This is a genomic window from Bacillus sp. MHSD_36, assembly GCF_030757775.1.
In the GTDB taxonomy this organism is placed as follows: domain Bacteria; phylum Bacillota; class Bacilli; order Bacillales; family Bacillaceae_G; genus Bacillus_A.
Map to the genome: position 1 here is coordinate 1,016,865 of NZ_JAVBIS010000001.1, position 24,041 is coordinate 1,040,905.

General features: G+C 31.6%; 28 protein-coding genes and 4 pseudogenes. 15 read left to right on the plus strand and 17 right to left on the minus strand.

Translation table 11 applies throughout. The features are described from left to right. Positions 1 to 33: 33 nt before the first annotated feature. The 3 genes from Q9B79_RS05340 to Q9B79_RS05350 all read left to right on the plus strand — a co-directional run bounded on the left by Q9B79_RS05340 (position 34) and on the right by Q9B79_RS05350 (position 1,667). The gene (locus tag Q9B79_RS05340; RefSeq protein WP_306182913.1) at positions 34 to 606 is read left to right on the plus strand and encodes a YybS family protein; all 573 of its coding nucleotides are present in this window, start codon (positions 34 to 36) and stop codon (positions 604 to 606) included. Between the two features lie 39 nt (positions 607 to 645). Beyond that, positions 646 to 1,209 carry a GNAT family N-acetyltransferase gene (locus Q9B79_RS05345; protein WP_306182914.1) on the plus strand — a complete coding sequence of 188 codons (564 nt, stop codon included), beginning with the start codon at positions 646 to 648 and terminating at the stop codon, positions 1,207 to 1,209. A 77-nt stretch (positions 1,210 to 1,286) separates the two neighbouring features. Beyond that, a complete protein-coding gene (locus tag Q9B79_RS05350; RefSeq protein ID WP_001048948.1) occupies positions 1,287 to 1,667 on the plus strand; it encodes a nucleotide excision repair endonuclease in 381 nt (126 codons plus the stop codon). 58 nt (positions 1,668 to 1,725) lie between these two features. Here Q9B79_RS05350 and Q9B79_RS05355 read toward each other — a convergent pair whose 3' ends face one another. Then, positions 1,726 to 1,932 carry a hypothetical protein gene (locus tag Q9B79_RS05355; protein WP_306182915.1) on the minus strand — a complete coding sequence of 69 codons (207 nt, stop codon included), beginning with the start codon at positions 1,930 to 1,932 and terminating at the stop codon, positions 1,726 to 1,728. 132 nt (positions 1,933 to 2,064) lie between these two features. Between Q9B79_RS05355 and Q9B79_RS05360 the strand changes: the two genes are divergently transcribed. From Q9B79_RS05360 to Q9B79_RS05380, 5 genes and pseudogenes are all read left to right on the plus strand, one after another. Then, positions 2,065 to 2,844 (plus strand): undecaprenyl-diphosphate phosphatase, encoded by a 780-nt coding sequence (locus Q9B79_RS05360; protein WP_306182916.1) that lies wholly within the window; start codon positions 2,065 to 2,067, stop codon positions 2,842 to 2,844. Positions 2,845 to 2,926: 82 nt separating this feature from the next. Then, positions 2,927 to 4,249, plus strand: a complete 1,323-nt coding sequence (locus tag Q9B79_RS05365; RefSeq protein WP_306182917.1) for an FAD-dependent oxidoreductase — start codon at positions 2,927 to 2,929, stop codon at positions 4,247 to 4,249. A gap of 63 nt (positions 4,250 to 4,312) precedes the next feature. Continuing rightward, positions 4,313 to 4,840, plus strand: coding sequence for a GNAT family N-acetyltransferase (locus tag Q9B79_RS05370; protein WP_306182918.1), 528 nt, complete (start codon positions 4,313 to 4,315; stop codon positions 4,838 to 4,840). 16 nt (positions 4,841 to 4,856) lie between these two features. Further along, positions 4,857 to 5,378 (plus strand): YfiT family bacillithiol transferase, encoded by a 522-nt coding sequence (locus tag Q9B79_RS05375; protein WP_017561595.1) that lies wholly within the window; start codon positions 4,857 to 4,859, stop codon positions 5,376 to 5,378. A 1-nt stretch (position 5,379) separates the two neighbouring features. Next, positions 5,380 to 5,827 (plus strand): annotated as a pseudogene (locus tag Q9B79_RS05380) (GNAT family N-acetyltransferase); the annotation flags it as partial. A gap of 120 nt (positions 5,828 to 5,947) precedes the next feature. On the opposite strand, the gene Q9B79_RS05385 reads toward Q9B79_RS05380, so the two are convergent. Then, positions 5,948 to 6,325 (minus strand): PH domain-containing protein, encoded by a 378-nt coding sequence (locus tag Q9B79_RS05385; protein WP_061685902.1) that lies wholly within the window; start codon positions 6,323 to 6,325, stop codon positions 5,948 to 5,950. Between the two features lie 179 nt (positions 6,326 to 6,504). Between Q9B79_RS05385 and Q9B79_RS05390 the strand changes: the two genes are divergently transcribed. From Q9B79_RS05390 to Q9B79_RS05415, 6 genes are all read left to right on the plus strand, one after another. Continuing rightward, the gene (locus tag Q9B79_RS05390; RefSeq protein ID WP_306182919.1) at positions 6,505 to 7,356 is read left to right on the plus strand and encodes a patatin-like phospholipase family protein; all 852 of its coding nucleotides are present in this window, start codon (positions 6,505 to 6,507) and stop codon (positions 7,354 to 7,356) included. A gap of 12 nt (positions 7,357 to 7,368) precedes the next feature. Continuing rightward, positions 7,369 to 7,740: a YxiJ-like family protein gene (locus tag Q9B79_RS05395; RefSeq protein ID WP_306182920.1), complete on the plus strand. Its 372-nt coding sequence runs from the start codon at positions 7,369 to 7,371 to the stop codon at positions 7,738 to 7,740. A 236-nt stretch (positions 7,741 to 7,976) separates the two neighbouring features. Then, positions 7,977 to 8,342 carry a hypothetical protein gene (locus tag Q9B79_RS05400; RefSeq protein ID WP_306182921.1) on the plus strand — a complete coding sequence of 122 codons (366 nt, stop codon included), beginning with the start codon at positions 7,977 to 7,979 and terminating at the stop codon, positions 8,340 to 8,342. Positions 8,343 to 8,421: 79 nt separating this feature from the next. Then, positions 8,422 to 9,606, plus strand: a complete 1,185-nt coding sequence (locus tag Q9B79_RS05405) for an alpha/beta hydrolase (RefSeq protein WP_306182922.1) — start codon at positions 8,422 to 8,424, stop codon at positions 9,604 to 9,606. 21 nt (positions 9,607 to 9,627) lie between these two features. After that, positions 9,628 to 10,035 (plus strand): DnaJ family domain-containing protein, encoded by a 408-nt coding sequence (locus Q9B79_RS05410; protein WP_306182923.1) that lies wholly within the window; start codon positions 9,628 to 9,630, stop codon positions 10,033 to 10,035. Between the two features lie 78 nt (positions 10,036 to 10,113). Further along, on the plus strand, positions 10,114 to 10,929 hold the full coding sequence (locus Q9B79_RS05415; protein ID WP_306182924.1) for a YwqG family protein: 816 nt from the start codon (positions 10,114 to 10,116) through the stop codon (positions 10,927 to 10,929). A gap of 726 nt (positions 10,930 to 11,655) precedes the next feature. Here the strand turns inward: Q9B79_RS05415 and Q9B79_RS05420 are convergent. The 4 genes and pseudogenes from Q9B79_RS05420 to Q9B79_RS05435 form a co-directional block, all read right to left on the minus strand. After that, positions 11,656 to 12,051, minus strand: a complete 396-nt coding sequence (locus tag Q9B79_RS05420; protein WP_306182925.1) for a RidA family protein — start codon at positions 12,049 to 12,051, stop codon at positions 11,656 to 11,658. A gap of 39 nt (positions 12,052 to 12,090) precedes the next feature. After that, positions 12,091 to 12,644, minus strand: a pseudogene (locus Q9B79_RS05425) (histidine phosphatase family protein). A gap of 36 nt (positions 12,645 to 12,680) precedes the next feature. Then, positions 12,681 to 13,763: a hypothetical protein gene (locus tag Q9B79_RS05430; RefSeq protein ID WP_306182926.1), complete on the minus strand. Its 1,083-nt coding sequence runs from the start codon at positions 13,761 to 13,763 to the stop codon at positions 12,681 to 12,683. A 135-nt stretch (positions 13,764 to 13,898) separates the two neighbouring features. Beyond that, positions 13,899 to 14,876, minus strand: a complete 978-nt coding sequence (locus Q9B79_RS05435) for an LAGLIDADG family homing endonuclease (protein ID WP_306182927.1) — start codon at positions 14,874 to 14,876, stop codon at positions 13,899 to 13,901. 175 nt (positions 14,877 to 15,051) lie between these two features. On the opposite strand from Q9B79_RS05435, the pseudogene Q9B79_RS05440 reads away from it, so the two are divergent. Next, positions 15,052 to 15,357: pseudogene (locus Q9B79_RS05440) on the plus strand (MBL fold metallo-hydrolase); the annotation flags it as partial. Between the two features lie 55 nt (positions 15,358 to 15,412). Here Q9B79_RS05440 and Q9B79_RS05445 read toward each other — a convergent pair. The 11 genes and pseudogenes from Q9B79_RS05445 to Q9B79_RS05495 all read right to left on the minus strand — a co-directional run bounded on the left by Q9B79_RS05445 (position 15,413) and on the right by Q9B79_RS05495 (position 24,032). Further along, on the minus strand, positions 15,413 to 16,246 hold the full coding sequence (locus Q9B79_RS05445) for an alpha/beta fold hydrolase (protein WP_306182928.1): 834 nt from the start codon (positions 16,244 to 16,246) through the stop codon (positions 15,413 to 15,415). A 67-nt stretch (positions 16,247 to 16,313) separates the two neighbouring features. Further along, the gene (locus tag Q9B79_RS05450) at positions 16,314 to 17,252 is read right to left on the minus strand and encodes a hypothetical protein (protein WP_306182929.1); all 939 of its coding nucleotides are present in this window, start codon (positions 17,250 to 17,252) and stop codon (positions 16,314 to 16,316) included. 82 nt (positions 17,253 to 17,334) lie between these two features. Continuing rightward, on the minus strand, positions 17,335 to 17,847 hold the full coding sequence (locus Q9B79_RS05455; RefSeq protein WP_306182930.1) for an NUDIX hydrolase: 513 nt from the start codon (positions 17,845 to 17,847) through the stop codon (positions 17,335 to 17,337). A 19-nt stretch (positions 17,848 to 17,866) separates the two neighbouring features. Beyond that, a complete protein-coding gene (gene dnaN / locus Q9B79_RS05460; RefSeq protein WP_306182931.1) occupies positions 17,867 to 19,000 on the minus strand; it encodes a DNA polymerase III subunit beta in 1,134 nt (377 codons plus the stop codon). Between the two features lie 30 nt (positions 19,001 to 19,030). After that, positions 19,031 to 19,474, minus strand: a complete 444-nt coding sequence (locus Q9B79_RS05465) for an NUDIX hydrolase (RefSeq protein ID WP_306182932.1) — start codon at positions 19,472 to 19,474, stop codon at positions 19,031 to 19,033. Positions 19,475 to 19,689: 215 nt separating this feature from the next. Continuing rightward, a complete protein-coding gene (locus Q9B79_RS05470; protein ID WP_306182933.1) occupies positions 19,690 to 20,115 on the minus strand; it encodes a GNAT family N-acetyltransferase in 426 nt (141 codons plus the stop codon). 246 nt (positions 20,116 to 20,361) lie between these two features. Next, a complete protein-coding gene (locus Q9B79_RS05475; RefSeq protein ID WP_306182934.1) occupies positions 20,362 to 21,570 on the minus strand; it encodes an L-lactate MFS transporter in 1,209 nt (402 codons plus the stop codon). Between the two features lie 284 nt (positions 21,571 to 21,854). Further along, complete coding sequence (locus Q9B79_RS05480) at positions 21,855 to 21,998, minus strand: hypothetical protein (protein ID WP_080492610.1); 144 nt, start codon at positions 21,996 to 21,998, stop codon at positions 21,855 to 21,857. A gap of 31 nt (positions 21,999 to 22,029) precedes the next feature. Beyond that, positions 22,030 to 23,045: pseudogene (locus Q9B79_RS05485) on the minus strand (serine hydrolase domain-containing protein). Positions 23,046 to 23,146: 101 nt separating this feature from the next. Further along, complete coding sequence (locus tag Q9B79_RS05490; protein ID WP_306182935.1) at positions 23,147 to 23,401, minus strand: heterocycloanthracin/sonorensin family bacteriocin; 255 nt, start codon at positions 23,399 to 23,401, stop codon at positions 23,147 to 23,149. A gap of 184 nt (positions 23,402 to 23,585) precedes the next feature. Then, positions 23,586 to 24,032: an NUDIX domain-containing protein gene (locus tag Q9B79_RS05495; protein ID WP_306182936.1), complete on the minus strand. Its 447-nt coding sequence runs from the start codon at positions 24,030 to 24,032 to the stop codon at positions 23,586 to 23,588. Positions 24,033 to 24,041: the final 9 nt, after the last annotated feature.

Sequence of the window (24,041 nt, forward strand, 5' to 3'; positions counted from 1 at the left end):
ACTGTATAATTAGATATCTTTAGGGGGATTTTGATGAATCACTTTAGAAACTATTGGTATCAACCGATGATCGCTCATGGTACGAATTTTGTTCATAAAAGAAAGATGACGCCAGCAAAGAGATTAGTCACTATAGCGTTACTCGGTTCACTTGCTGCTATTTTTCAATCTGCAGGCAACTTAATTCCTGGTATTGGGTTATTTATTAGTCCATTTGCGACGCTGCCGATTTTTCTAGCTATTTGTTATTCTATTCGTGAGGGGCTATTCTCTTATATTTTAACTATTTTCCTATTATTTATTATTGAGCCAAGCGAACTGATTGTCTTTCCTTTTACTACTGGTTTATTGGGTATAGCGTTAGGAGTATCCTTTATACAATTCAAGAGGAGGATTTTGGTGGTTTCCTTTTCAGCGATATGTCTACTTATAGGCATTATGATCGTTCTTGATATTTTTCACTTTCCTGTATTAGGTCCTACCATTCATACAACTTTGGAGATGAAAATTATTTTATCAATATTTATGATGAGCTTTCTATATTGTTGGATCTATGCAGGCCTTTGTAGAATAATGTTGAATAGAGTATATAAAGTATGGTCTTAACAATTCCTCTTATATTATAAAAGAATGGAGATTTAGGTCGTGTATAACATTGAAATTAGAAGACCCAATTCGGATGATATAGATGAAATGAACTTGTTTTTTCGTCTTGTTATTACTAATACCTTTAATAATGAAGGGTTATCACAATTATTAGATGACATAGAAAATGAAATACATACGAAAAAACAGTATTTGAAAAATGATTTGGAGAGCAATGGGGAAAGTCGTTACTTTTTAGTAGCAATTGATACAAGTAACAATAAAATCATTGGAACAATTGAAATCGGTCCAGCAAGTACATTGATTCATAGCTGTACAGGTGGTGTATTTAAAGATTTATATGAAATAGGAACTGTATTCGTACTACCTGAATATCAACAAAAGGGTATAGGTAATTTATTACTACATGCAATGTATATTACGTTACTTAGCAGAGGGATAACAGAATACTGTTTAGATAGTGGATACAAAAAAGCGCAAAGTATATGGACGAAGAAGTTTGGAGAGCCTAGTTATGTACTGAAGGATTATTGGGGAGAATCAAGTGATCATATGATTTGGAAGAAGAGTTTACATGATACACCTATAATATTTGAATTATAAAATGAAAAATGCCTCTGAACGTAGCTTTTCTTACATATGTATGCTATTATTTATCTTTATAATAAAAGAGGACGTGAATGAACTTGATTAAAATTAGTATCCCTGAAGTTGATGTTACAATTACTGAACGTAAACAAGTTATTAAAGGAGACGAGCCAAGAATTACGCCAATCAATGGTTTTATCGATTTCCACTTGTTCCCTAGAGATAAAGGCGGCATTTTCATGTTTTACAATATTAATGACGAACTTCTTTTCGTAGGTAAAGCTCGTAAAATTAGACAACGTATTAAGAAGCATTTTGAAGATAATGTTTCTCCAATCAAAAACCACCGTGATGAAGTATATCGCATTGATGCATGTATCGTAGAAGATCCAACAGAAAGAGAAATTTACGAAACATATATCATTAACGAATACAAAGCGAAATATAACGTTGATAAAGTATTCTACAAATAATCAACATTAATAAAAAACAATCCTAGGTAATATGCCAGGATTGTTTTTTTGTTTAGCGTTATTCTTCATATTTTTCCCCTTTATTTAAATGATTCGCAGCAATAAAACAGACTACACCTATACATATAAGTACAATACCAAGTGTTTTATGCTTTCCCTCAAAGAAGGGAATATCTGAAATCACATTTGTCATACATAACCCTACAAACACAAGGATAGGTCCCACCCAAAGTAATACATTGCCGAATTTTGTGTGCTTCCACATATTAAACCTCCCCAATCCTCTTTACATATATATCCATAAAATAAAAGTAAATTCATAGAGAAATATAGTTTTTTTCATATCGAAAATTTAACCTTCATATATTGGTACAAGCAAACAAGAAAGGGGACCATCATGAATTGGTTAGAAGCTTTTATATTAGGGATCATACAAGGTTTAACAGAGTTTTTACCGATAAGTAGTACAGGTCATCTTTATTTAGGAAGACATTTATTTCAATTAGATGAAGCAGGATTGTTTTTAGATACGATGTTGCATATTGGGACTTTACTTGCGGTGTTTATTTATTACAAAAAAGAATTTATATATTTAATCAAAAAACCATTTTCAAAGCTGATGTTATTACTTATTGTTGGGACGATACCCGCAGTTATAATTGGCTTGTTATTTAAAGACTTTTTTGAGGATATTTCCAAAACAGGTATTACGATTGGTTGGGAGTTTTTAGTGACAGGATTCTTTCTCTACATGGCAGATAAACAAAAGAATGGTCGTAAAAAAATGGACGACATTACATATAAAGATGCATTTATCATCGGTTCATTTCAAGCAGTGGCTATTTTTCCGGCTATTTCTCGTTCTGGTATGACAATCGTCGCTGCATTATGGAGAAAGTTAGACCGCGAAACTGCTGCTTACTTTTCTTTCTTATTATCAACGCCAGCCATTGTCGGAGCTATCATTTTGCAATTTGCAGATGTTTTTCAAGGGAAAGCAGAGTCTATTTCTAGTACATCTTTAATTGTCGGAACGTTATCAGCTGCATTTTTCGGTTACATAGCTGTTTCATGGATGATTCAATATTTAAAACGTCACTCCTTAAAAGTATTCGCGTATTACGTATGGGGATTAGGCATTTTAATTTTAACGTTGCAATATACTCATGTATTTTAATTATAATGATAAAGAAGTTAATTAGTTTAAGATCCTGTTTCATTCATACAAGGCAGGATCTCTTTTTATTAAGGGGGAAAATATGTTTAATAAGGCTATCGTTATTGGCGGAAGTATGGCAGGAAAACTCGCAGCAAAAGCATTATCCAGTGCTTTTAAGGAAGTAATCATTTTAGAAGCAGGTGAAAGATGGGATGGAAAAGCTTCACGAAAAAGAGTTCCACAAAGCAATCACCCTCATGTGTTATTAAAAGGTGGAGAAAAAGCAATTGAGGAATTGTTTCCTAATATTACGAATGAATTAATAGAAGCAGGTAGCATCGTAAATAACTTTACTCGTGATTTGAAATGGCATCAATTTGGTTTATGGAAACAACCATTCATCGGGGAAGTGCATATGATTCAGCAAAGTCGTCCTATGCTAGAATCACATATTCAAAAACGAATTGAACGCGTTTCAAATATTACTACAAAGTATGAAACGTTAGTTGAAGCATTACTAGTAGATGAAAACCATTACAAAGTGTGTGGTGTAAAAGCAAAATATTTAGATACAGGTCTTTATGAAGAATTTCATGCAGATATTGTAGTTGATGCAAGTGGATTCGGTTCAAAAGGTATAGAGTGGTTACGAAAATACGATATTGAAGTGCAAGAAGAAAAGGTTCGTATTGATTTATTTTACGCTACTAGAATGTTTAAGCTTAAAGAAAATGAGAAGTTAGATTGCTGTAATATGATGATGTCTCCAAGTTTTCCGGAAAGCCCTTACGGTGTTCTTATTCAAACAATTGAAGATAATCGTTATTTTGTTACTTTCAGTGGATATGCTAATGAGAAAGCACCGCAAACAGATGATGAGTTTTATAATTTTGCGGAAAATTTATCAATACGAAATGTAACAGATTTCCTAAATAGTGCTGAGGCAATTACTGATATTAAAATATACAAAATTCCTTTTCAAGTACGAAGACGATTCGATCTTGTTACAAATATGCCAGAAGGATTGTTAGTAGTTGGAGATGCACATTGTCGTTTTGACCCCGTTTTCGGTCAAGGTGTTTCAGTTGCAGCTATGGAAGCTTACCAGTTGCAGTTACTTTTACAAAGGAGTAAGAAGCTTGACAAAGCATTTATACAGCAGTTTTATAAAAAGACCGCTAACATCATACAAACTCCATGGGAAATGACTACAACGGAAATATCGCGTCATCCTCAGTTAAAGAGAGAATTAACGATAAAGCAAAAATTTCAGCTATGGTATACGAAACAAATATATCAACTATCTGCAATTGACTCTGACGTTTATATTCGATTAGTAAGAGTGATGAATTTAATTCGTAGTCCATTTCACCTATTTCATCCGAAAGTGTTATTTGCTGTATTACTGAAGCGAAAGAAATAGAAGGAAAATAGTTGATTAAAAAAGAATATATAACAGTTAGTAGATATAGAAGGGGTAATCGAGATGAAAATATACATAGAACAATTAAAGAAACACGATGCTAAGGATTTATTTACGTTTGAGCTTACGAATAAGTCTTTTTTTGAAACAATGGTACCCAATCGTGGCTCGCAATATTTTGATTTTGAATATTTCCAAAAACTACTAGATGATTTGCTAATAGAACAAGCGAATGGAGATTCTTATTTTTATGTAATTCGTAATGAAGAAAATGAAATTGTAGGACGAATAAATTTAGTAGATATAGATTCGGAAACTCGAATCAGTTCGTTAGGTTATCGGGTCGGAGAAAAATTTACTAAAAAAGGAGTTGCAACTGCAGCTGTAAAATTAGTTTTAGACGAAGCGAAGAATAATAAAATTAATGAAGTTCACGCTAAAACAACTACTAATAATATCGCATCACAAATTGTGCTAGAAAAAAGCGGGTTTTCTTCATATTCAAACGAAGCAGATACAACATCTGTACAATTAAACGGAGAACATGTGAAGTTTGTTCATTATATTTGGAGAAATACTTCGCGCTTATAATAAGGGGGACTTATTCATGAATGATTTACGTTATCCAATTGGCCAATTTACATACAAACGCCCTATAACGGAAGAAATGATAGATACATGGATTCAAGAAATTGAAGATTTACCTAATGAACTAACAAAGGCTATTAAAGATTTAGATCAGAAGCAGTTAGATACGCCATATCGAGTTGGTGGATGGACGGTTCGTCAAGTAGTCCATCACGTTGTTGATAGCCATATGAACAGCTACATACGCTTTAAATTGGCACTAACAGAAAAGAACCCTACGATTAAACCATATAAAGAAGAGAAATGGGCAGAATTACCTGATTCTAAATTACCAGTAGATGTTTCACTAGTAATGTTAGATTCATTACATAAAAGATGGGTTAACCTTTTATATTCTCTAGAACTTGAAGATCTTGAAAAGACATTTAATCATCCAGAAACAGGCGAAACAAAACTTGCTGCTGCAATTGGACTATATGCATGGCACGGACGTCATCATACAGCTCATATTACTTCATTAAGAAAACGACTAAATTGGTAACATGAAGATTACTTTAAAGAAGGCGACAGAAAACGATGCAGCAGCTTTATTTCAAATGCAAGTAGAATCGTTTAACCCTTTATTAAATAAATATAAAGACTATGAAATAAATCCAGCGAATGAATCATAATCCCAGCAGTAACTATTATAAAATGATAATAGATTCTAACCTTGTTGGAGCGATATGTATTTCAAAAAAAGAAATACCATATAAATTTTGGATTAGTCCAATGTTCATTCATCCAAACTATCAAGGGAAAGGAATTGCTCAACAGGTGCTTATTTTAATTGAAGTGATGTTTCCAGAAGCACGAAGCTTTGAACTTGCTACGATTTTAGAGGAAGAAAGAAATTGTTTTCTATACGAAAAGATGGGATATAAAAGAACAGAAGTAACAAAGAAATTAAATGGTAAAACTACACTTGTTTATTACAAAAAAGAAAGGTAAAGCATTTGAAATACGCTTTACCTTTTTCTGTTATTTTAGATTAAACATACAAATATGATGTATATTCTTCCAAAATACTCGGGTTAGTAATTTTTAAAATGAATAAACATACAAAAATCGTTATTTTGTCGTATATGTTACTAACGCTTTTTGTATGCTTAAAACACTATCGTCACCTTTAAATTCTTTCGTAATTGGCGTACTCAAACTAGATATCCAAATTTTAAGCTCAGCATCTAAATCAAAATGCCCAGCTGTTTCAATACTAAATTGCGTAATGCTTTTATAAGGAATAGAATGATACTCTGTTTTTTTACCTGATATCCCTTGTTTATCTACTAAAATAAGACGACGATTTGTAAATACGATTAAATCACGAATTAATTTATAAGCATGCTCAACTTTCTCATCGTCTAACATAATCTTCTCTAAATCACGTTCAACACTTTCTGTACTTGTATTTGATGCATTTCCTAAAATACCGCTGAATAAACCCATAGGAAATTCCTCCTCCATTATTTGTGGATTGTGTTACTTATATTGTACCATGCAATGTACTAAGAAATTATGACATTACTTTAGTAGTTTCTGGTTATTGTAGCAATTTATTTTTGTAACCTCATCTTAAAATCTTGTGCTAACATGTAAGTAAGAATAAAGAAGCAGAGGGATAAAGCATGGAAAATATCGGTTTAGTGTTAGAGGGCGGAGGAATGAAAGGGTTATATACTGCAGGAGTACTCGAATATTTTATGGAAAAGAACTTATACTTTCCTTATGTAGTCGGTGTATCAGCTGGAGCATGTATGGGAGCAACTTATTTATCACGTCAAAAAGGAAGGAATAAAAAAGTAAATACAGAGCTCGTATCAGATCACCGTTATATATCTTATCGAAATTTGATTCAGAAACGTGAATTATTTGGAATGGATTTTCTATTTGATGAAGTACCGAATACAATTGTACCATTTGATTTTCAAACTTTCTTAAACTCAAATGAACAGTTTGTTATAGGCACGACGGATTGTGATTCAGGAAAAGCAGTTTATTACAATAAAATAGAACACGGTAATGATATTTTAACAATCATTCGTGCATCAAGCTCGGTTCCCTTTATAGCACCTGCTGTAGAATATGATAATCGCAAATTGCTAGATGGAGGAATTATAGATCCTATACCGGTTTTAAAAGCGCAAACTGATGGTTATCAAAAGAACGTCGTAATTATGACAAAGCCAGAAGGATATGAGAAACAGCCAAATAAGTTTTCTGGACTAGCTAAAATTTTATATAGAAAATATCCGAATATCGCAGAGTCTTTAGTAGAACATTATCGTTTTTATAATGAGACGATATCTTATATGAATCATATAGAACAAAAAGACAACTTTTATGTCATTCAGCCTAGCGTACAGCTTCCTATAAGCGGAATAGAAAGAAATAAAGAGAAACTTGTTAATTTATATAACCTTGGCTATACAGATGCTCAATATCATTATGAAAAATTATTAAGGTGGTTAGAGAAATAAAGGGGTGGAAAGTTGCTATTAGGAAAAAAGGTTATTTTTAATGAATTGCAGAAAATTCATAGTTCACTGCATAAACCGTTTCCATATCGTACTACAGCAAAATTGCAGCGAGACTTAAAAAGTAAATTTACCGAAGATGACTGTATAAATGCTGATTTTAATCATTATCGGATGCATACAGCAGGTACTTTAAATTCTGTACTAAATAAAAAAGAAAAGAATATTTCGTTTCAGCAAATACAGTGGCTAAGGAGATCATTTTTTGAATGGTTTCCGCAATACCGGTTTATTGAAACAGAAATTGTGAAGCATCCTATTTTGTATAGAGATTTCATGAATTATGAGAAGACACGAAGACTATTACTATATTATCTTACTGAATAAAAATATAAACGTACAAGTTATGCTGCTTGTGCGTTTTTTGTTCATAAAAAATACAATTTTAATACCTTGTTTATATAGGGATTTTAAAGTGCAGAAAGAAGTACATATAGAATACAGTAAGGAAGGAGAAGCGTTTAGCAATTGTTTTCCTTTAATGCATTGTCCTACTCGAATATCGTTAGTTATTTATGTTAAAATATTTCGAGTAAAATTAAGACAGGAGGGACAACATTAACATGGAAAATGTATCAAATATAGATAAATTGGAATCAATAAAATCGTTACAATCAACAATTCGTAAACTTGAAAATGCACTATCACAAATGACTCAAAAAGGTGCAAAGACTACATTAGTAAAAAAACGACTTAAAGCCGTTTGCGTAGGGTTAGCAGTACTAGAAAATATTTGGAATCAAGAAAATCACCAGTATAGTTATGAAGAGCTAGCAGAAGCTTGTAATACCCTTGCTAGTTTGCTCCCATCAATAGAGAAAGCCTATGATAAGTCTAAAGCTGGAAGTCCTCAAAGAACACTTTTAACAAGACAGATAAAAGCATTGGAACTTTCTATTCAGGCAATTGATAAACTTTCTAATAAATAATTCACCTACACACATAACATCCTAATCCTAAATTCTATAAAAGCAATCTAATGAAAAGAAATGCAAAGGAGGAAGATGGGTGACTTCAATAATTAGTCCTAAGTTAGAGGAGCTTAATAATCAATTAAAGAATGGAAATGAGAAAGCTTTGTATACTTTTTTGCATGAAATAAAGTCGAATCATACGCCACTAATAGAACAATGTCCTATAGAAAGTCAGTATAAGCTTATAACGTATGTGTGGTTAGGGGACCGAAAAACTGAAAATGTTTATGTATTCGGTAGTTTCCCTGGTTGGGATCTGTCTGTAAATCAACTACAACAGTTGTTACAGACAGATATTTGGTATGTAACGTTTAGGACGGATAAGAGTTTTATTTCAACGTACTATTTTTCAGTAAACGATTTTTTCGAAAATGATTGGATAAAGCGTAGTGAACAGTATCAACTAGACCAATTTAATGGAAATACATTTGGAGAAGGTACCAATAAAGCGTCTTTGTTAAATATAGGAATGGAAGTGCAGTATAGCGGTCGTTTCCCTTCAAAGCATTATCCACCCGGAAAAATTGAAACATATTCTTTTCATAGCACAATTTTAAATAACACACGGAAAATTTATATTTATACGCCTCATGATTATTCTCACACTTCACATCTTCAAGAACTTCTCATTGTATTTGATGGAAATTCATTCATTAATGACCTTTCACTCGCAAAAACACTCAATTATTTAATTTACGAAAGAGAAATTCCATCGTGTATTGCTGTTGCTATAGATCCAGTTAATCGACTAGAAGAGCTAACTTATAACGATAAAATGAATGCATTTTTAACGAAGGAATTACTTTCGTGGATTCAGGTGAAGTATGTTGTGCATCAAGAAGCACAACATACAACAATTGCCGGTTTCAGTCTTGGTGGCTTAACAGCTTGTTATGCAGCGCTTCAAAATCCAGACATTTTCGGGAACGTGTTGTCAATGTCTGGATCTGTACATTGGAAAAAGGATGGGTATGAAAATAAAATTCCTTGGATTGAAAATAAAATTTTATCTATAGATTCAAATGCGACGCAACCTCATTTTTATATAGCAGCAGGAGAAATTGAAAACAAACCTCCTTTAACGGCTAATAGACGCCTGTCTAAGGCTTTAAAAGAAAAGGAATACCCAAAGTTTCAAGGCGGTCATGATAGCGTTTGGTGGCGAGAAAAGTTATTTGATGGGTTGAAAGCATTAAAATCTACAAAAACACTGCTATAAAATATAAAGGGGCGAGATTCTATGAATCAAGAAGAACTAGATAAAAAACTAAAAAAGCAAGAGATTTTAGTAAAAGATGAGAAAGTTTGGACCTTTACGTATGAGGACCATATTAGTTCTATCGTGAAAGAAGCAGAAAAGAAAGGGGCTTTTGATAATTTACCTGGTAAAGGGAAGCCTCTAAATCTAGATAAAGATCTTTCGTACAATCCTGAAAAGCAACTTTATAGAACTTTGAAAAATAATCATGTATTACCTAGATGGATTGAGCTTTCAAAGGAAATTGATGATTTAAAAGAAAAGCTAAACGAAAATACAAATACTGCAGAAGTAGCGGATTTAATTCGAACTATTAATAAAAAGGTTTTAGAATATAATTTACTTTGTCCACCAAGTGCGCAAAAAACGAGGGTGAAAACGGATTTTTAACGATTTTCAATGAAGCTATCTTTTGCTATACAATTAAGTAAGGCATTTTCAATTCATTATTAAAGGGAGGCAAATACAATGAAGAATACGTATCAACTTCAAATTCCGAAAAAACTAGAGCAGTATCGTACTATTTTAGAAGAAAGTGTGAAACCGTATATTAAAGTGACTGGAACATTAGCAGAAACAACGCTTTTTGAGAGTAAGTTTGGTGGTTATCCGTATTTACCTATAGATCAAGAGCATCCTAAAGATTCAAATGAACAACCTATGATGTTACTTGCGCAGCTAAACTTTGAAGAAATGCCGTATGTTGAATATATGCCTCAGGAGGGAATATTACAGTTTTTTGTAAGTGCTGCTGATGAGCTTTACGGCGCGGATTTTGATCATCCAACAATACAAAAAGACTTTCGAATTATTTATCATTCTACAATTATAAAAGATTTAAATAAGGTAATTACTGATTTTAGTTATTTAAACACTTTAGAATTAGAGGACTTTATTATTCCCGAAGCAGCGAAATTAAAGTTTGAATTAGGTTATCAACCAGTAACATCAAGGGATTATCGATTTGAAAAGATGTTTAGTGAGGAAATTGATTGGGAAGAAATTGTTGATGAAGAAAATCATACAGAATTAGGCGAACTGTATGATGATTTATGTGAAGATCAAGGACATAAAATTGGCGGTTACCCATTTTTTACACAGACAGATCCAAGGGAATGGGAAGAAAATTACCAGCAACATGATATATTATTACTACAAATCGATACAGACGATTCATTAAATATTATGTGGGGAGATTCTGGTGTTGCTAATTTCTTTATAAAGAAAGACGATTTGTTAAATCTAGATTTTTCCAATGTAATTTACAATTGGGATTGTTATTAAGAGTATATAACTGAAATACTAGCAAGCTAAAAAATCTTCCTGAAGGTGAGGGAGATTTTTTAAGTTAAAAATAAACATTATGTCAACTAGAATAAAGAACGGTAAGTACAATAAAAGTCAAGCGCAAATAACAGAAATAACAACAAATAATGTAAAGTTATAAAACGTGTGTAAATAGCAATATAAATTCATTAAGTAAAACATAAAATGAATTTAATAATTTATATTTTGTATAGAAATAATTTTTCTGTATAAAAAAATTCTTGTCGATCAAATTTTTTTTGATTCGTTAAAGTTTAATTAATAATCGTTTTAAATTCGTCGTGATGGATTTATAACAAAAAATGATAAAAACTGTAGAAATTCGTTTAAATAAGATTTTGTATGAATCTCACTAAAAATCTCCGTTTCATCTCATTAAGTATAGTTTACTTGGTTTTTGATACCTGATATTACTTTGTTTCTATAACTGCCTATAATATATATTATGTTAACTGTAAAAAATAATAAACTTATTATATATTAGTAACAATTGTTAGACTCCCCTTTTCTTTTGATTCATTCTGTGTGATGGGTTGTTTAGTTGCTTGTTTTTTTGGTGTTTTATAAGTTGTTTATGAAAATTTCTCCAGATATACTTTATATTTAAGACAAAAAAATGCAATTCGTTTTAAATGAACACATTAAACGAATTGCATTGATATGATGACGAATAAGTTTTTAAAATTAGTTTGCTACAGCAATTGCTTCGATTTCAATTAATAAGTTATCGTTAATTAACTTTCTAACTTCTACAGCTGAACTTGCTGGTGGATTTTTAGTATCAATGTATTGGTCTCGTATATCTCTAACAATGGCCATTTGAGAAATATCTGTTAAGAAAAATGTTAATTTTACTACATCGTTAAATTTTAATTCCGAAGTTTCTAATGCACTTTTAATATTTTCGAATACTTGTCGCGTTTGTGTAGCCAAATCGCCAACGCCAACTATTTGACCATCAGTGTTAATCGCTACTTGTCCAGATATGTAAATTGTTCGTTTAGCGTTACAAACTTCGACTACATGCGAGTATCCAAAAGTTGGTGGCATCGTTTCTGGATTGATAAATTTCTTTTGCAAGATTCTTCTCTCCTTTTATATCGTATTTTCTATATATTTTTATTGACTATCTGTTTGTAAATGATTAATTTTGTTATATTCATGTATTTTCCATTGTTCTTGATCATAATAGATGCTACTTATACAGGCAGTAAAAAGTTTTGTTTTTCTTGATCCGATTTCATTATTTGATATTAAAACTAGAATTGTATTCTATTTGCATGTTTTTTCAAAATTATATTTAAACCGGTTATAACTCTTGTTTTTAGTAGTTCTCTCGGTTCTTGATTTGTATAATTACGATTTGGAAACATTTTCACCCGGTCTTCTGTCGTTAATCCTGAAGCCCTACCATAATCACGTTCTATAAAATTTTCCATTCCAATGATTTCAACTGGTTTTAACATGTACTGATTTATGATTTCAGCTGTTTGTTTTGCTCTTGATAAAGGACTAGAAATAATTACATCCCATCAGTTTTCGCGCAAATACAAACCGCATTTTTCGGCTTGTTGCTTACCGTTTTTATTTAGATCAATGTTCTCACGGCCTTGAAGCTTTCCAATAGCATCCCATTCAGTTTCACCATGTCTAATTAAGCATACAACAGTCATATACATACCCTCCTGTTACTTATATGAAGGTCAAATTTAATAAATTATATATGTCTGGTTCTTATGAGAACTGATTCTAATTACATTTTGTTTTATTAATTCTTCAGTTACCTTTGTATAGAAAAAGTGATACCACCAGATAAAGAACTCTTCATAAGTTATTTCTTTTGAATATCTGCTACTTACAAAGTATTCTTTTAAAGGTTTATCGTTTTCTTTAAACAATAAGACTAAATCTTTACTGATTGTGTTCGCAATTTCATTAAGTATCGATAAGTCTGTTGATCTAAATACAGGGATAACAGGTTGTGAATTTTGATATAAGCCTAATTTTTCGTAAACTACATTTAAATGTAAATCTATTTGTCTATCTGCTGCTACGAAACCTTTTACTAATTGCATTTTCTTATAATTAATATCAGTATTAGTGTTTTGGAAATATTCTTCAAATGTTTCGTTATCTGCTGTAATTAAATTTAATGTTGAATATCGAGAATTTCCATAAAGACCAATTTGAACTTCTCCTAAATCTAAATACGTATTACCATACATCCCGAAAGCCTCTATATTTGTTAGTTCTTGTTCTTGAATTGCATAATAATATCGTTTCTTATTTCTTAAAGGTCGCATCTTTTTTAAATAGTTTCCTTCAATGTAATTTATTTGTCCAAAATCTAATAACACTCCACTATACAGTAAGAGACTATAAGATTCTTTAGATAAATAATTAAACGTTTCGATTCTTTTTGAAATAGCTTCAATGTGACTTGAATAATTTTCAATGATTTTAAGTGTGGGTTTAATTAGAGGTTCACAAAGGTTATAAAGCTCTTTTCCTTCACAAGCTGTTATAACCATACACGTTGGATAAAAACTCCCTCCTATTTTTTTCAATAAACCTTCTAATTCTAATGAATTCATGTGTCTTTCAAATTCCTCATTTGTCCAACTTAGTATTGTTTTTATAGTATTCGACTCAAAACCAAGATGAAGCATTACAAGTAAATATTGAAGTTTCGTCCCTTTTATTTTTATAGATGGCGAATTATCTCCAGACGAAATCATTTTAGCTTCATAATCTGTATGTAATATATTCTCTGGAATATTAGTAGTAAACACTTCATAACCCCTCCCTTAATATTAAATTCATTGTAAAATTTATGCATTTATTAACTTCTATAAACGAAAATAAGTATCCTCTAATAATCTCAAATTAAAAACCTTAGCATAGATATACTAAGGTTTTTTGCATTCTTATAATGGATGAATTTTTTCATACTCTCTTTTAAATTGAGTATCATTTTTTAACCAACTTTTAAAAGTTGGTTCCTTTATTTCTAAATTGGAACAAGTTTTAGTGATACATTTATTTTTCATATATTCCTTAAGGAAATTTTGTTTTCTCTGCTTAACAGCAGCTTGAGTTCTTTTTAGTTTTCGATCTTTTAATTGATCTAGACTTAGACTTTCTTTCTGAAATTCTTCATATTTTCTATGCAAATAAACACCTTTGTCTTTATAAATCCATTTTGAAAATAGTTGTATTGATTTTCTTCCGGTTAAAATGACGCGATAATGTTTATTTTGATTTAGTAAATCGGCTGATAAATTGTGATTTTGTAGTATTTGATGTAAAGAATTCATAAAAGTATATGATCCTCCTACAAAACTGACTGTATACGTTTCATACTTGACGTAACCATCCCCATCAAAATACCCACGAACAAAGTGATGTAAATATTCTTCTGGTATAAATGGAAATTCAATGTTAAAAGATTTACACGGCTTAATTCCGTGAATATTCATAAGGTCGTCTTTTATTGTTTTGCTATTAATGTTTAGCATATATACGTCTGTTTTCTTATTTTGATACAGTGGCTGTTTGGTGTTTAGTTCTTGTTTTATATCTTCTAAAATGTAACTTTCTTTTTGAGATATACTGACACATTGATTTTCTTTTTGTATAACACCATCTGCTGCTATAAACCCTAATATATAAGCCATGTTATTTGACCATGTTTTAAAATAATCTTCTGATATGTCATACTTCCTCTTCCAACTCCCTATAGCACGCCTTGGAACGTTATTGTCTGTCAAAACCATACGAATATACCTAGCAGACACATTGGCAAGCGTAGCTATTTCTGAGGTACTCTTCCCTTCTGTATATAGCTGCGTTATTTCAGATTTTGATAATTTACATTTTGATTTCTTTTTTCTCTCTATTTGCACTTACATCCTCTCCTTCCTTTTAATAATTAGGGGTGTATTTTCTTCTATAACATATAACAAAACGTATGTTCTTCGTTGCTTATAAGAAATTATTTACCAAATTAAAACAATTTACATTTACTTTATATTCGTTTTAACTGCTGTATAATTTGTTTTTTGTATATAAGAATAACGTGGTGATAAATACGGTCCATTCGATCTTATATTGGTGGAATGCGGACAATATGATTCGAGATGGTCTGCTATTCATATGTTGCCAGAAGAGACTGCGCAAGCACATATTGATGTAAAAGGAGAATTACTTCTTCCGATTCATTGGGGTGCTTTTACATTAGCTTTACACGAATGGAGTGACCCGATAGAACGTGTTACGAAAGAAGCCAACCGTTTAGGAGTTAAAATTACAACGCCTCAAATTGGCGAATCTATTACGTTAAAATCTACAGACTATCCTAGGTATGCTTGGTGGCGAAAAATCTAATTATAATAAAAAGCGAATCTGTCTTATATAGAAGATTCGCTTTTTTTCTTATTAATTATAATGTATTTTTTACAAACTGATTAAATTTGTCTATTTCTTCAACGAATGGATTATGATTACTTTCTTCAAATTTAGTTAATACTGCGTTCGGGATCAAATTTTCTATTTCACGAGAAAATATGTAGGGACATTGTGCATCATGCTTACCACAGTATATAAAACTTGGAACTTTTATGAATTTAAGTTTCTGACGAACATCATAATCTTTATATTCAACTTGTCTAAAATAATTTAACCGATTGCCAACTGTCTTTCCGCTATTCGGCAATTTTAATGCCTCTTCAAGCTTTTCTTCAGAATAAAAAGACATAAGTGCCCACTCTCTACTTAATACTTTTCTTTCTTCTTGTAATGTACTATCATCATTTAATGCATTCATAATTGATACGATTCTATTAAAATTTTCATTTTTACTACAGTATATACTATCTTTGTGAGATGCATATTCCATACTCGCTGCTGCGCCACCAACAATTATTTTCGTTAAACTTTCTTGTGCTTCAGTCGCATATACAAGAGCTAACATCCCTCCTGTCGAATGACCAGCAAACCCCCACTTATTAATATATAAAGCTTCCCGAATCGCTTCTAAATCTTTAACCGTTTCCATCATACTATATTCGGAATCAGTATTTGCTAAATCTGAATTGCCACAACCCTTTAAATTAACTAAATATACGCTATAAAAATTAGTGAACGGGTTTGCAAAAATATTTCCATTATTGTTATACTCGCTATACATATGTGTAACGCATAAAGGCGGACCTTCTCCCTTCACAAAATACTCAAATTTGCCTCTAGTAGTTTTGATAATATTTGTTTTCCACATATTGAATCTCCTGTCTAAAATTTTTATTTCTATCTGCTTTTTAGAAGTGAATTCATAAATAAAAATATTACTTTACTATATTAGCTTTCCCGCTATCTAAAATTCTATTTGCTGGTACACTGGACATTTCAATCACTGTATTCATACTCTTATCAGTTAGTTCAATAAGCTCCTTTTCATGATTGATTTTCTGCAAATCCCATACCATTCCACTGAATTTGTTATGCTGTCCACTTACTCTTAATATATTTTTCGTTTTACTTGATGGCTGTATTTGTAGATTTGTAAATTGATTCCCACTAATTTCATTTGGCGTAGTTACTTGACTATCTATATAAATCATATTTACACAGTCTTCTAAGGAAAAGTTCATAAAACGATTGGCATTTATCCAAGCTTGTCCGCTGCTCGGTTTTTTCGCTACTAATTTCAGCCCAGTTTCCATTCCCACAACTTTAACGTTTTCAAAGTTAACAAACGAAATTTCATTTTCTTTTCCAGCGGAGTATAAAGAAATTCCGGTACCTTTATTTGTTTCTGTCCAATTGATAATATTTATATCTTTTATTTGTGTCTTGTGCCACGTGTTATAATACTTATTTTTGCCGTCTAAATATATAACTTCAGAATTAAATGTAGGATCGTCTATAACAATATAGGCTCCTTCAATTAATGCGTTTTTTTCTAATTCTAGAACTCTAAAATTACCTTCGACAACAAATTGTGTTCCGTAACCAAATAATAACTTTACACCTTGTTTCACTATAATTGGTGAGGTGATTTTATACTTCTTATCATCAAGCAATACCGTTTTAGTTTTACTAGATTCTGCTTTATTAATAGCAGATTGTATTTTGATTGAATCATTTTTACCTTTAAAGTCTTCTACATACACTTTATCATTTTTAGCTACACTATCTTTTTGGTTGTATTGATAAAAAGCAAAAGTAATTAAAACTACAGCTATGAGTAAAATAATTATTTTCTTCATTACACTCATCCCCATTTGAATTTTCTCCTTAGCTACTTTTCGAATCATTTGAGTTATAATTATTTTGCTGTGTATGATAGATTACAATTCCTACTTTTTATAATTGAACTATATTATCTATAGAACTGTACTGCTTAGCCAATTCTTCATTCCTATAATCTATTAATTTATGATTAGACAAAACAAAGTTATGCTCTAATATTAATTCATTGTGAAGTACTGCATATAAAAATTTTGGTATCATCTCTCCTACGCCGTAATTATAGTCGCTTAGAATCCAAGAAATCTCTTTCCAATCTAAAATTCCTTCTGCTACTTTTTTTGGAGTTTGATATGTAAATTCATTAAGTAGCTCTATTAGATAAAGATACATACCGCCAGAATATGAAGAGTCTTCCCACTTAATAATGCCTTTAAATTGAATCTGGTCATGCGTAACTTCTATATTAGTCTCTTCTTTTATTTCACGAATTGCATTTTCTAAAGGTGTTTCTCCCTTTTCTATCTTTCCCCCTACCCCATTCCACAATCCTTTTACAGGGTCATATTCTCTATTTAACATAAGTATCTCTTCATTTCTCTTTATAAAACATAGAGTGTGCTTGTACATAATGTAAATCCTTCCTTTGTTATGAATAAGTTCTTACTGGAGATATAAGATGTACTGCTGCAGATTGTGTCCCTGCTTCAATTAATATTGGTCTCATAGAACCGCTAAAGCTTAAAGTAACCGTTTCTTCTTTTATTGCCTTTAAAGCATCTAACATAAATCGTCCATCGAAAGATATATTTAATTGTTTTTCACCTTGAATCGCATCTACTTGTTGTGTCTCATATATTTTTCCAATCTGAGAAGCGTTAGAAGAAACTTTAATTGTAGATTCGTTTACAATTTCTAAGTTAACATTGTTATTTGCCCATTCACTTGCTAATAAGCTTGATCGATCTACGCCTTGTAAAATCCTTTTTCTATCTATGTTAATGACTGTTTGAAAGTCATTTGGAATTAAACTAGATATATTAGGATATTTCCCTTCAATTAGTCTTGAATATAACGTAGTTGTGCCGAATGTAAAAATAATGTGACTTTCCGAAAGATAGATGTATACGAATTCTGAATTACTACTCATTAATTTTAGCAGCTCACTAATAGTTGCACTTGGTACGATACAACTTGCTTTCGTATCTGTAGAAATTATCATTTCGCGTATAGCAAGTCTATGTGAATCAGTTGCTACGCAAATTAATTTATTATGATCTAACTCTAAATGAACACCGGTAAGAACAGGTCTAGATTCATTTTTAGCTACCGCAAAGACAGTTTGTTTAAACACTTCAATCAATTGTTCTATTTCTACTTGTACTTTTGCATGATCGTTTATAAGCGGTACATTAGGAAACTCGTATGTTGGAAGTCCATTTAAGTTTAATGTGATTTCCTCTGACTGTATTGTAATGATTTGCTCATCCTTACTTTTTATTGTTACATGGCTTGGCATTTTCTTTATAATTTCAATAAAATATTTAGCAGGTACTACTATAGTTCCTGCTTTTAATATAGTTGTTATTCGGTCGTCTTCAATAGAACTAGGGATGAATTTTTCAATGAAAATGTTTGAATTACTTGCGATTAATGTAATCCCGGATTGATCTGCAGTTATTTTTATACCGGAAAGTATAGGGATTATAGCTTTCGTAGATATAGCCTTACTTACTTCTGAAAGTGCTTGAATGAACTGTTTATGATTAACAATAAACTCCATTTTTCCCCCGCCTTACATAATATGATAATTTTATGAAGATTGATGAACGATTGTTCCGTTAAAAAAGTAAGGTACTGTTTCTTTCCTTTGTAATGTATTTAATAAGTGTTCTGGTATACGTAAATGTGGTGCTGCTCTATGTAATTCCATCCAAGTAATCTCTTCAATTTCTTTTGGCCTCGATATATTTGTTTCCCCGCCAATTATTTCCCCTAAAAAATTAAAGAAAATTGCATGGTGTCCTCTCTCTTCAAAAAATGCTTCGCTAATGTAACAAATACCGTTTACAGTTATATGTAGCCCGGTTTCTTCTTTCACTTCCCGAACGACTGCCTCCTCTAACGTTTCACCAAATTTAACTGCGCCACCTGGTAATGTGTAATAAGAACCATTCTTTCCTTTGTTTTTTACCATTAAGATCTTTTCATTTGTTTTATCGTATAAAAGTGCATATGTAACATTTACTTTTTTCATCTAAGTCCACCTTTAATAACAAGAATTTTCTGCCTTTGTTACATTCTACCATTTAATCGTTTTAAAATATAAAAAAGTTAATTGAGTATTTCATTTATCTACGCTTAAAAAAGGTAATAATCGATATCTCTTCATTACTAAATAAAAAAGAACGTATTTTGAAAGTAATTATTCAACGTACGCTCTTTATGCTTTGATTAATTCATTTTTGGATTCTATATAATTTCTAACCTTTTTTCTAAATAGTATCGATTGTGCCCTTTAGGGTGATTTTCACTTAATCCAATTACTTTATATCCATGTTTTTTATAAAAAGCAGGTGCCTGAAAGCTAAAAGTATCTAAATTGATTAGCCTACACTCTTGTTCAATTGCAAATTCTTCAATAAGTTTTAATAACTTGCTTCCGTAGCCTTCGTGTCTATACTCTTCAGAAACCCAAAGAAAATCGACATGTACGTGATGCCAAAATGTAATTGCAGTTATTCCGCCTACAATTTCTTCCTTTTCATTTCTCACTATAAAACTAACTTTTTCTGAAGGCTTTTTCTCTTCATTCGAAATATGTTTTTGGTTATATTCAATTACTTTTTCTCTTATGTAATCACTATCTTCCTGGATCCATTGTTTTACTATTTTCATTTTAATTATCACGCTCCTTTTAAAGTATCTATTCAATTTAATAATCGTAATATCCTGTCTAACTTAATAGTCGTAGAGCACTATTTCATTTCACTAATATAAAGAAAAGCCATACTACATTTTATATGAATATTTTACTAATCTGCTACTTAGTTGCTAAAGAAATAAATTACTTTATTACCTTTCAAATCATTTTCACTTATTTTGTAATATAAAAAGAGCCCTATACAAGGACTCTTTTTAAAATTAAGCTACTTTCCGATATAAATGTCGTGTTTCTTTTTTGTTTTCTGCTTTTGGTGGACGAATTAATATCGAAATAATGAAGGAAATAACGCTTAAAACACCGATTATAATAAAGGTCGGTTGAAATCCACCCAGTAATGCTCCAATGAACGCTCCTGCAAGTGCACCAAACCCGAAACCTTGATATACAATCCCGTAATTTGTACTATGGTTTTTTAATCCGAAGAAATCGCCAACAATTGCTGGGAAGATTGTGATATTACCACCAAAGCAAAAGGCGACACTTGCTACACAAGCAAAATAAATCCCGTAATTTAGTGGAATGAAACTTAAAGTAAAGACTGACAATCCAATAATAATAAACGTTGCAGAGACAATTTTCATTCGACCAATTTTATCCGATAACGTTCCAAGAACGATTCTACCTACTGTATTAAAAATTGCAATCATTGCGACGGCATTAGCTGCAGTTGCTGCGCTAAGTCCAACGAGCTGTACGCCGATATCTTTCACCATACCGATTAAATATAGACCACCCATACACGATGTGAATAGCATAAAAAACAAAAGGTATACTTGTTTCGTTCGCATCATTTCACGAGGTGTATAATCATTGTGTAAAGTCTCAGTTACAGTGTTACTTACTATTGCTTCACGTAAGAAGAACGATCCAATTAATACTAAAAGTAAAACGATAATCCCCCAATATAAAAATGCTTGTGATACACCAAGACTATCGATAAGACTTCCGTTTATATATCTAAAGATTAAGCTGCCCATTCCATATGCAGAAACAGATATACCAGAAATAAGTCCTTTTCGATTTGGAAACCATTTAATTAAATTAGATAATGAAGTAATATAAGCAGTTCCATCCGCATAACCAACTACTACACCAGCTAATAAATATAGTAATGGTAAGGAAGAAACTTGTGAACTAAGTATTAAACCGAGTCCCAACACAATCCCTGCAGTAGCGATGAGTTTTCGAAGCCCTAATTTTTGCTGCAACTTTCCTGCAAATAAGGTTGAAAATGATAAAGAAAAGCTTGTTATGGAGAAAGTTATCGCAACTGCATTGAGATTCCATCCAAACTTACTGACAAGAGGCTGATTAAATAAACTCCATGTATATATTGTCCCAAGACCAATTTGAACAATGATTGTACCTAGAACAATTAGTAACGAATTTATAGAGGTTTGTTTCATACTAACTGTCCCCTTCTTTTATCATGACATGAATTTTCACAATTAGTATAACCATCATAAGAAGCAAGATACTGCATGAAAAATGGAAATTGAATTCATGTACGCAAAAAGACACTCCATAATGAAGTGTCTTTCTGCAGGTTATATTAGACTTACTTAAAGAAAGCTTTGTTAAGATAAGACATTTTCAAATGCTTATGTATATAGAATACCAAAAGATTTCAATCATGTGATGGGACTTAAGATGTATTTTTCATTCATCATATAGTCGGATGAACGAAAAATTAATATTCAATTTCATCAAAATCTTTCGGTTGCGGTACCGTTTGCATATTAGCTGCATCTTTCGGATCGCTATAAATTGCATTTTGTTCTGTATTTACATCTTTAATGTTTTGCTTTTTGTTTGTATTCATTTTATCTTTCACTTTCTCTCACTCCTTTTCATTATAGGAGTAATTATGCCCCATTACCGTTACGAAATGTATCCGCGACTAAATTACTGAATTCACGTAAATAATATAAATAATTATCACCGCCGTAGTTATATCTTTTATTATACATTTTCGCAACAACTACATTATATTCAGGTATTACTAATATAGTCGGTCCGGTAATTCCTAATATTTGATACGATCCTTTTGGAACGCGTTCACCAAGCTCACTTAAAAGCGCAGGTTCATTTTGAACGAACCAAAATAACCCGTTTTGTGGTAGTTCATTGTTTGTAAATGTTGGACTCTGCAAACTTGTCGCAATTTCTATCACTTCTTTTGGAACAATTTGTTTACCGTTTATCATACCTTGATTTAAATGAAGATTGCCCCACTGTGCAAATTCTCTAGCTGAGACAAACAGATTTTTTTCAGTACCGTCATCTAACGTACCAATTTCACTAATCGCGTCTTCATTTGGATTATTAACAACGTCAACTAAATTTTCATCTTGCTGAACTCTCCAACCTGTTCTTTGAAGTTAGCTAAATCAAATACACGCTCCTTTAACAATTCGGGAAAACTTTCGTTATATAGCTGATAAATAAGACGTGTCATCATTCTTACATTAATATCTCTATACGCCCAAGCTTGTCCCGGTTCAAATTCACGAAAAATTGTCCCGTCATTCGTTTCTTCTAATCCGTGCGAATGTGTTACTAAATGTCTTATCGTTGTTTTACCAAGCAATACAGGATCAAAGTCTTTAAAATACTTTATCGCTGCATCATCAATAGAGTTTATTTTCCCCTCATAAAGCGCATACGCTATCATTAATCCTAAATAACTTTTTCTCGCAGAAGCAACGTTAAATTGTGAAGATGCCGTTACTTTCTTGCTTGTAGATGCATTTGAGTGATAGCCATTATAATGTTCTAGTACGATTTTGTTATCTTTTATAATACAAAGTGCTGTTGCAGAACTATGATTTTCTTCTTTTATATTTTCTACCCAAGAAATCAACTTATCGTATATATACAAATAAATCCCCCTTAATACGCATAAAAATTACAGCTTGAAAGAAAAGTGCAAAATAGTTTTCACACCTTTCTTTCAAGTAAAATAGCTTTGATGTTCTAGACTTAAATGATCCACCAGTTCCAGCAGTTAAAACAACCGAAACAACCAGCGCAGCCTACACAACGTCCTCCACATCCACCACAGCGACCACCACAACCTCCGCACCCGCCACAACGACGTGCATCGTCTTGAATGTAATAGTATGGATATTGATTTTGTTGTAGTTGATCCCAATACACAACATTACCAGATTGATAATCATTAAGATTTAATGATTGTAGTTCTTGTTGAAACTGATTCATTACGAAACCCTCCATTTATAAAAATAAATTCCGTCCGAATGTTAAAGTTCATCTATTTTTGCAAACAAAGTAGAAATAAGGCTGTAGACTAAATGCGTACATCAACAAAATATGAACTTACACTAGGTGATGTACCTTGTTTTTTAGCCTATTTTCTTACTTTCCTTTTGGCGGACGGATTTACTATTGATAGAGGCGTTTAAAAATTACTAATCCAACAGTCTAGTAGTTCATTACTTAATTTTCTTTCTAGTAACTCTTTAACTGAAGGTGCTGGCATGATTTTATAAGTATGTAAAGCTTCTTGATTATAATCTATCCAGTGAAACGCTAAATGAGATTCTTTAGATTTTGGTATGAAATCAATATGTAACTCTTGTGAATCTATCTCAAAAATATGATTGATTTCATGGTGAAGGACTTCTCGATCTTGCCATTGGTTTTCTATGACTCCTAAAAATTGTTTTATACTACAATTTACTCCGAGTTCTTCTCTTAGTTCTCTTATTAATGCATTCTCAGCTGATTCGCCAACTTCAACGTGACCACCTGGTAAAAAATAATGATGGCCAATATATTCAGCCACTAACAATTTTTTATCCTTTATCAATACAGCTCGTACAATATGGTGAAATTTATTTTTCAATTGTTATTC

What these genes read in the sequence shown, in the direction of transcription:
- Q9B79_RS05490 (WP_306182935.1), bottom strand. Translation starts at nt 23,401, where the DNA reads ATGGAGGGTTTCGTAATGAATCAGTTTCAACAAGAACTACAATCATTA.
- Q9B79_RS05375 (WP_017561595.1), top strand. Translation starts at nt 4,857, where the DNA reads ATGAATGATTTACGTTATCCAATTGGCCAATTTACATACAAACGCCCT.
- Q9B79_RS05445 (WP_306182928.1), bottom strand. Translation starts at nt 16,246, where the DNA reads ATGTGGAAAACAAATATTATCAAAACTACTAGAGGCAAATTTGAGTAT.
- Q9B79_RS05385 (WP_061685902.1), bottom strand. Translation starts at nt 6,325, where the DNA reads ATGGGTTTATTCAGCGGTATTTTAGGAAATGCATCAAATACAAGTACA.
- dnaN (WP_306182931.1), bottom strand. Translation starts at nt 19,000, where the DNA reads ATGGAGTTTATTGTTAATCATAAACAGTTCATTCAAGCACTTTCAGAA.
- Q9B79_RS05370 (WP_306182918.1), top strand. Translation starts at nt 4,313, where the DNA reads ATGAAAATATACATAGAACAATTAAAGAAACACGATGCTAAGGATTTA.
- Q9B79_RS05340 (WP_306182913.1), top strand. Translation starts at nt 34, where the DNA reads ATGAATCACTTTAGAAACTATTGGTATCAACCGATGATCGCTCATGGT.
- Q9B79_RS05360 (WP_306182916.1), top strand. Translation starts at nt 2,065, where the DNA reads ATGAATTGGTTAGAAGCTTTTATATTAGGGATCATACAAGGTTTAACA.
- Q9B79_RS05410 (WP_306182923.1), top strand. Translation starts at nt 9,628, where the DNA reads ATGAATCAAGAAGAACTAGATAAAAAACTAAAAAAGCAAGAGATTTTA.
- Q9B79_RS05465 (WP_306182932.1), bottom strand. Translation starts at nt 19,474, where the DNA reads ATGAAAAAAGTAAATGTTACATATGCACTTTTATACGATAAAACAAAT.
- Q9B79_RS05365 (WP_306182917.1), top strand. Translation starts at nt 2,927, where the DNA reads ATGTTTAATAAGGCTATCGTTATTGGCGGAAGTATGGCAGGAAAACTC.
- Q9B79_RS05390 (WP_306182919.1), top strand. Translation starts at nt 6,505, where the DNA reads ATGGAAAATATCGGTTTAGTGTTAGAGGGCGGAGGAATGAAAGGGTTA.
- Q9B79_RS05470 (WP_306182933.1), bottom strand. Translation starts at nt 20,115, where the DNA reads ATGAAAATAGTAAAACAATGGATCCAGGAAGATAGTGATTACATAAGA.
- Q9B79_RS05415 (WP_306182924.1), top strand. Translation starts at nt 10,114, where the DNA reads ATGAAGAATACGTATCAACTTCAAATTCCGAAAAAACTAGAGCAGTAT.
- Q9B79_RS05400 (WP_306182921.1), top strand. Translation starts at nt 7,977, where the DNA reads ATGGAAAATGTATCAAATATAGATAAATTGGAATCAATAAAATCGTTA.
- Q9B79_RS05475 (WP_306182934.1), bottom strand. Translation starts at nt 21,570, where the DNA reads ATGAAACAAACCTCTATAAATTCGTTACTAATTGTTCTAGGTACAATC.
- Q9B79_RS05450 (WP_306182929.1), bottom strand. Translation starts at nt 17,252, where the DNA reads ATGGGGATGAGTGTAATGAAGAAAATAATTATTTTACTCATAGCTGTA.
- Q9B79_RS05455 (WP_306182930.1), bottom strand. Translation starts at nt 17,847, where the DNA reads ATGTACAAGCACACTCTATGTTTTATAAAGAGAAATGAAGAGATACTT.
- Q9B79_RS05350 (WP_001048948.1), top strand. Translation starts at nt 1,287, where the DNA reads ATGAACTTGATTAAAATTAGTATCCCTGAAGTTGATGTTACAATTACT.
- Q9B79_RS05355 (WP_306182915.1), bottom strand. Translation starts at nt 1,932, where the DNA reads ATGTGGAAGCACACAAAATTCGGCAATGTATTACTTTGGGTGGGACCT.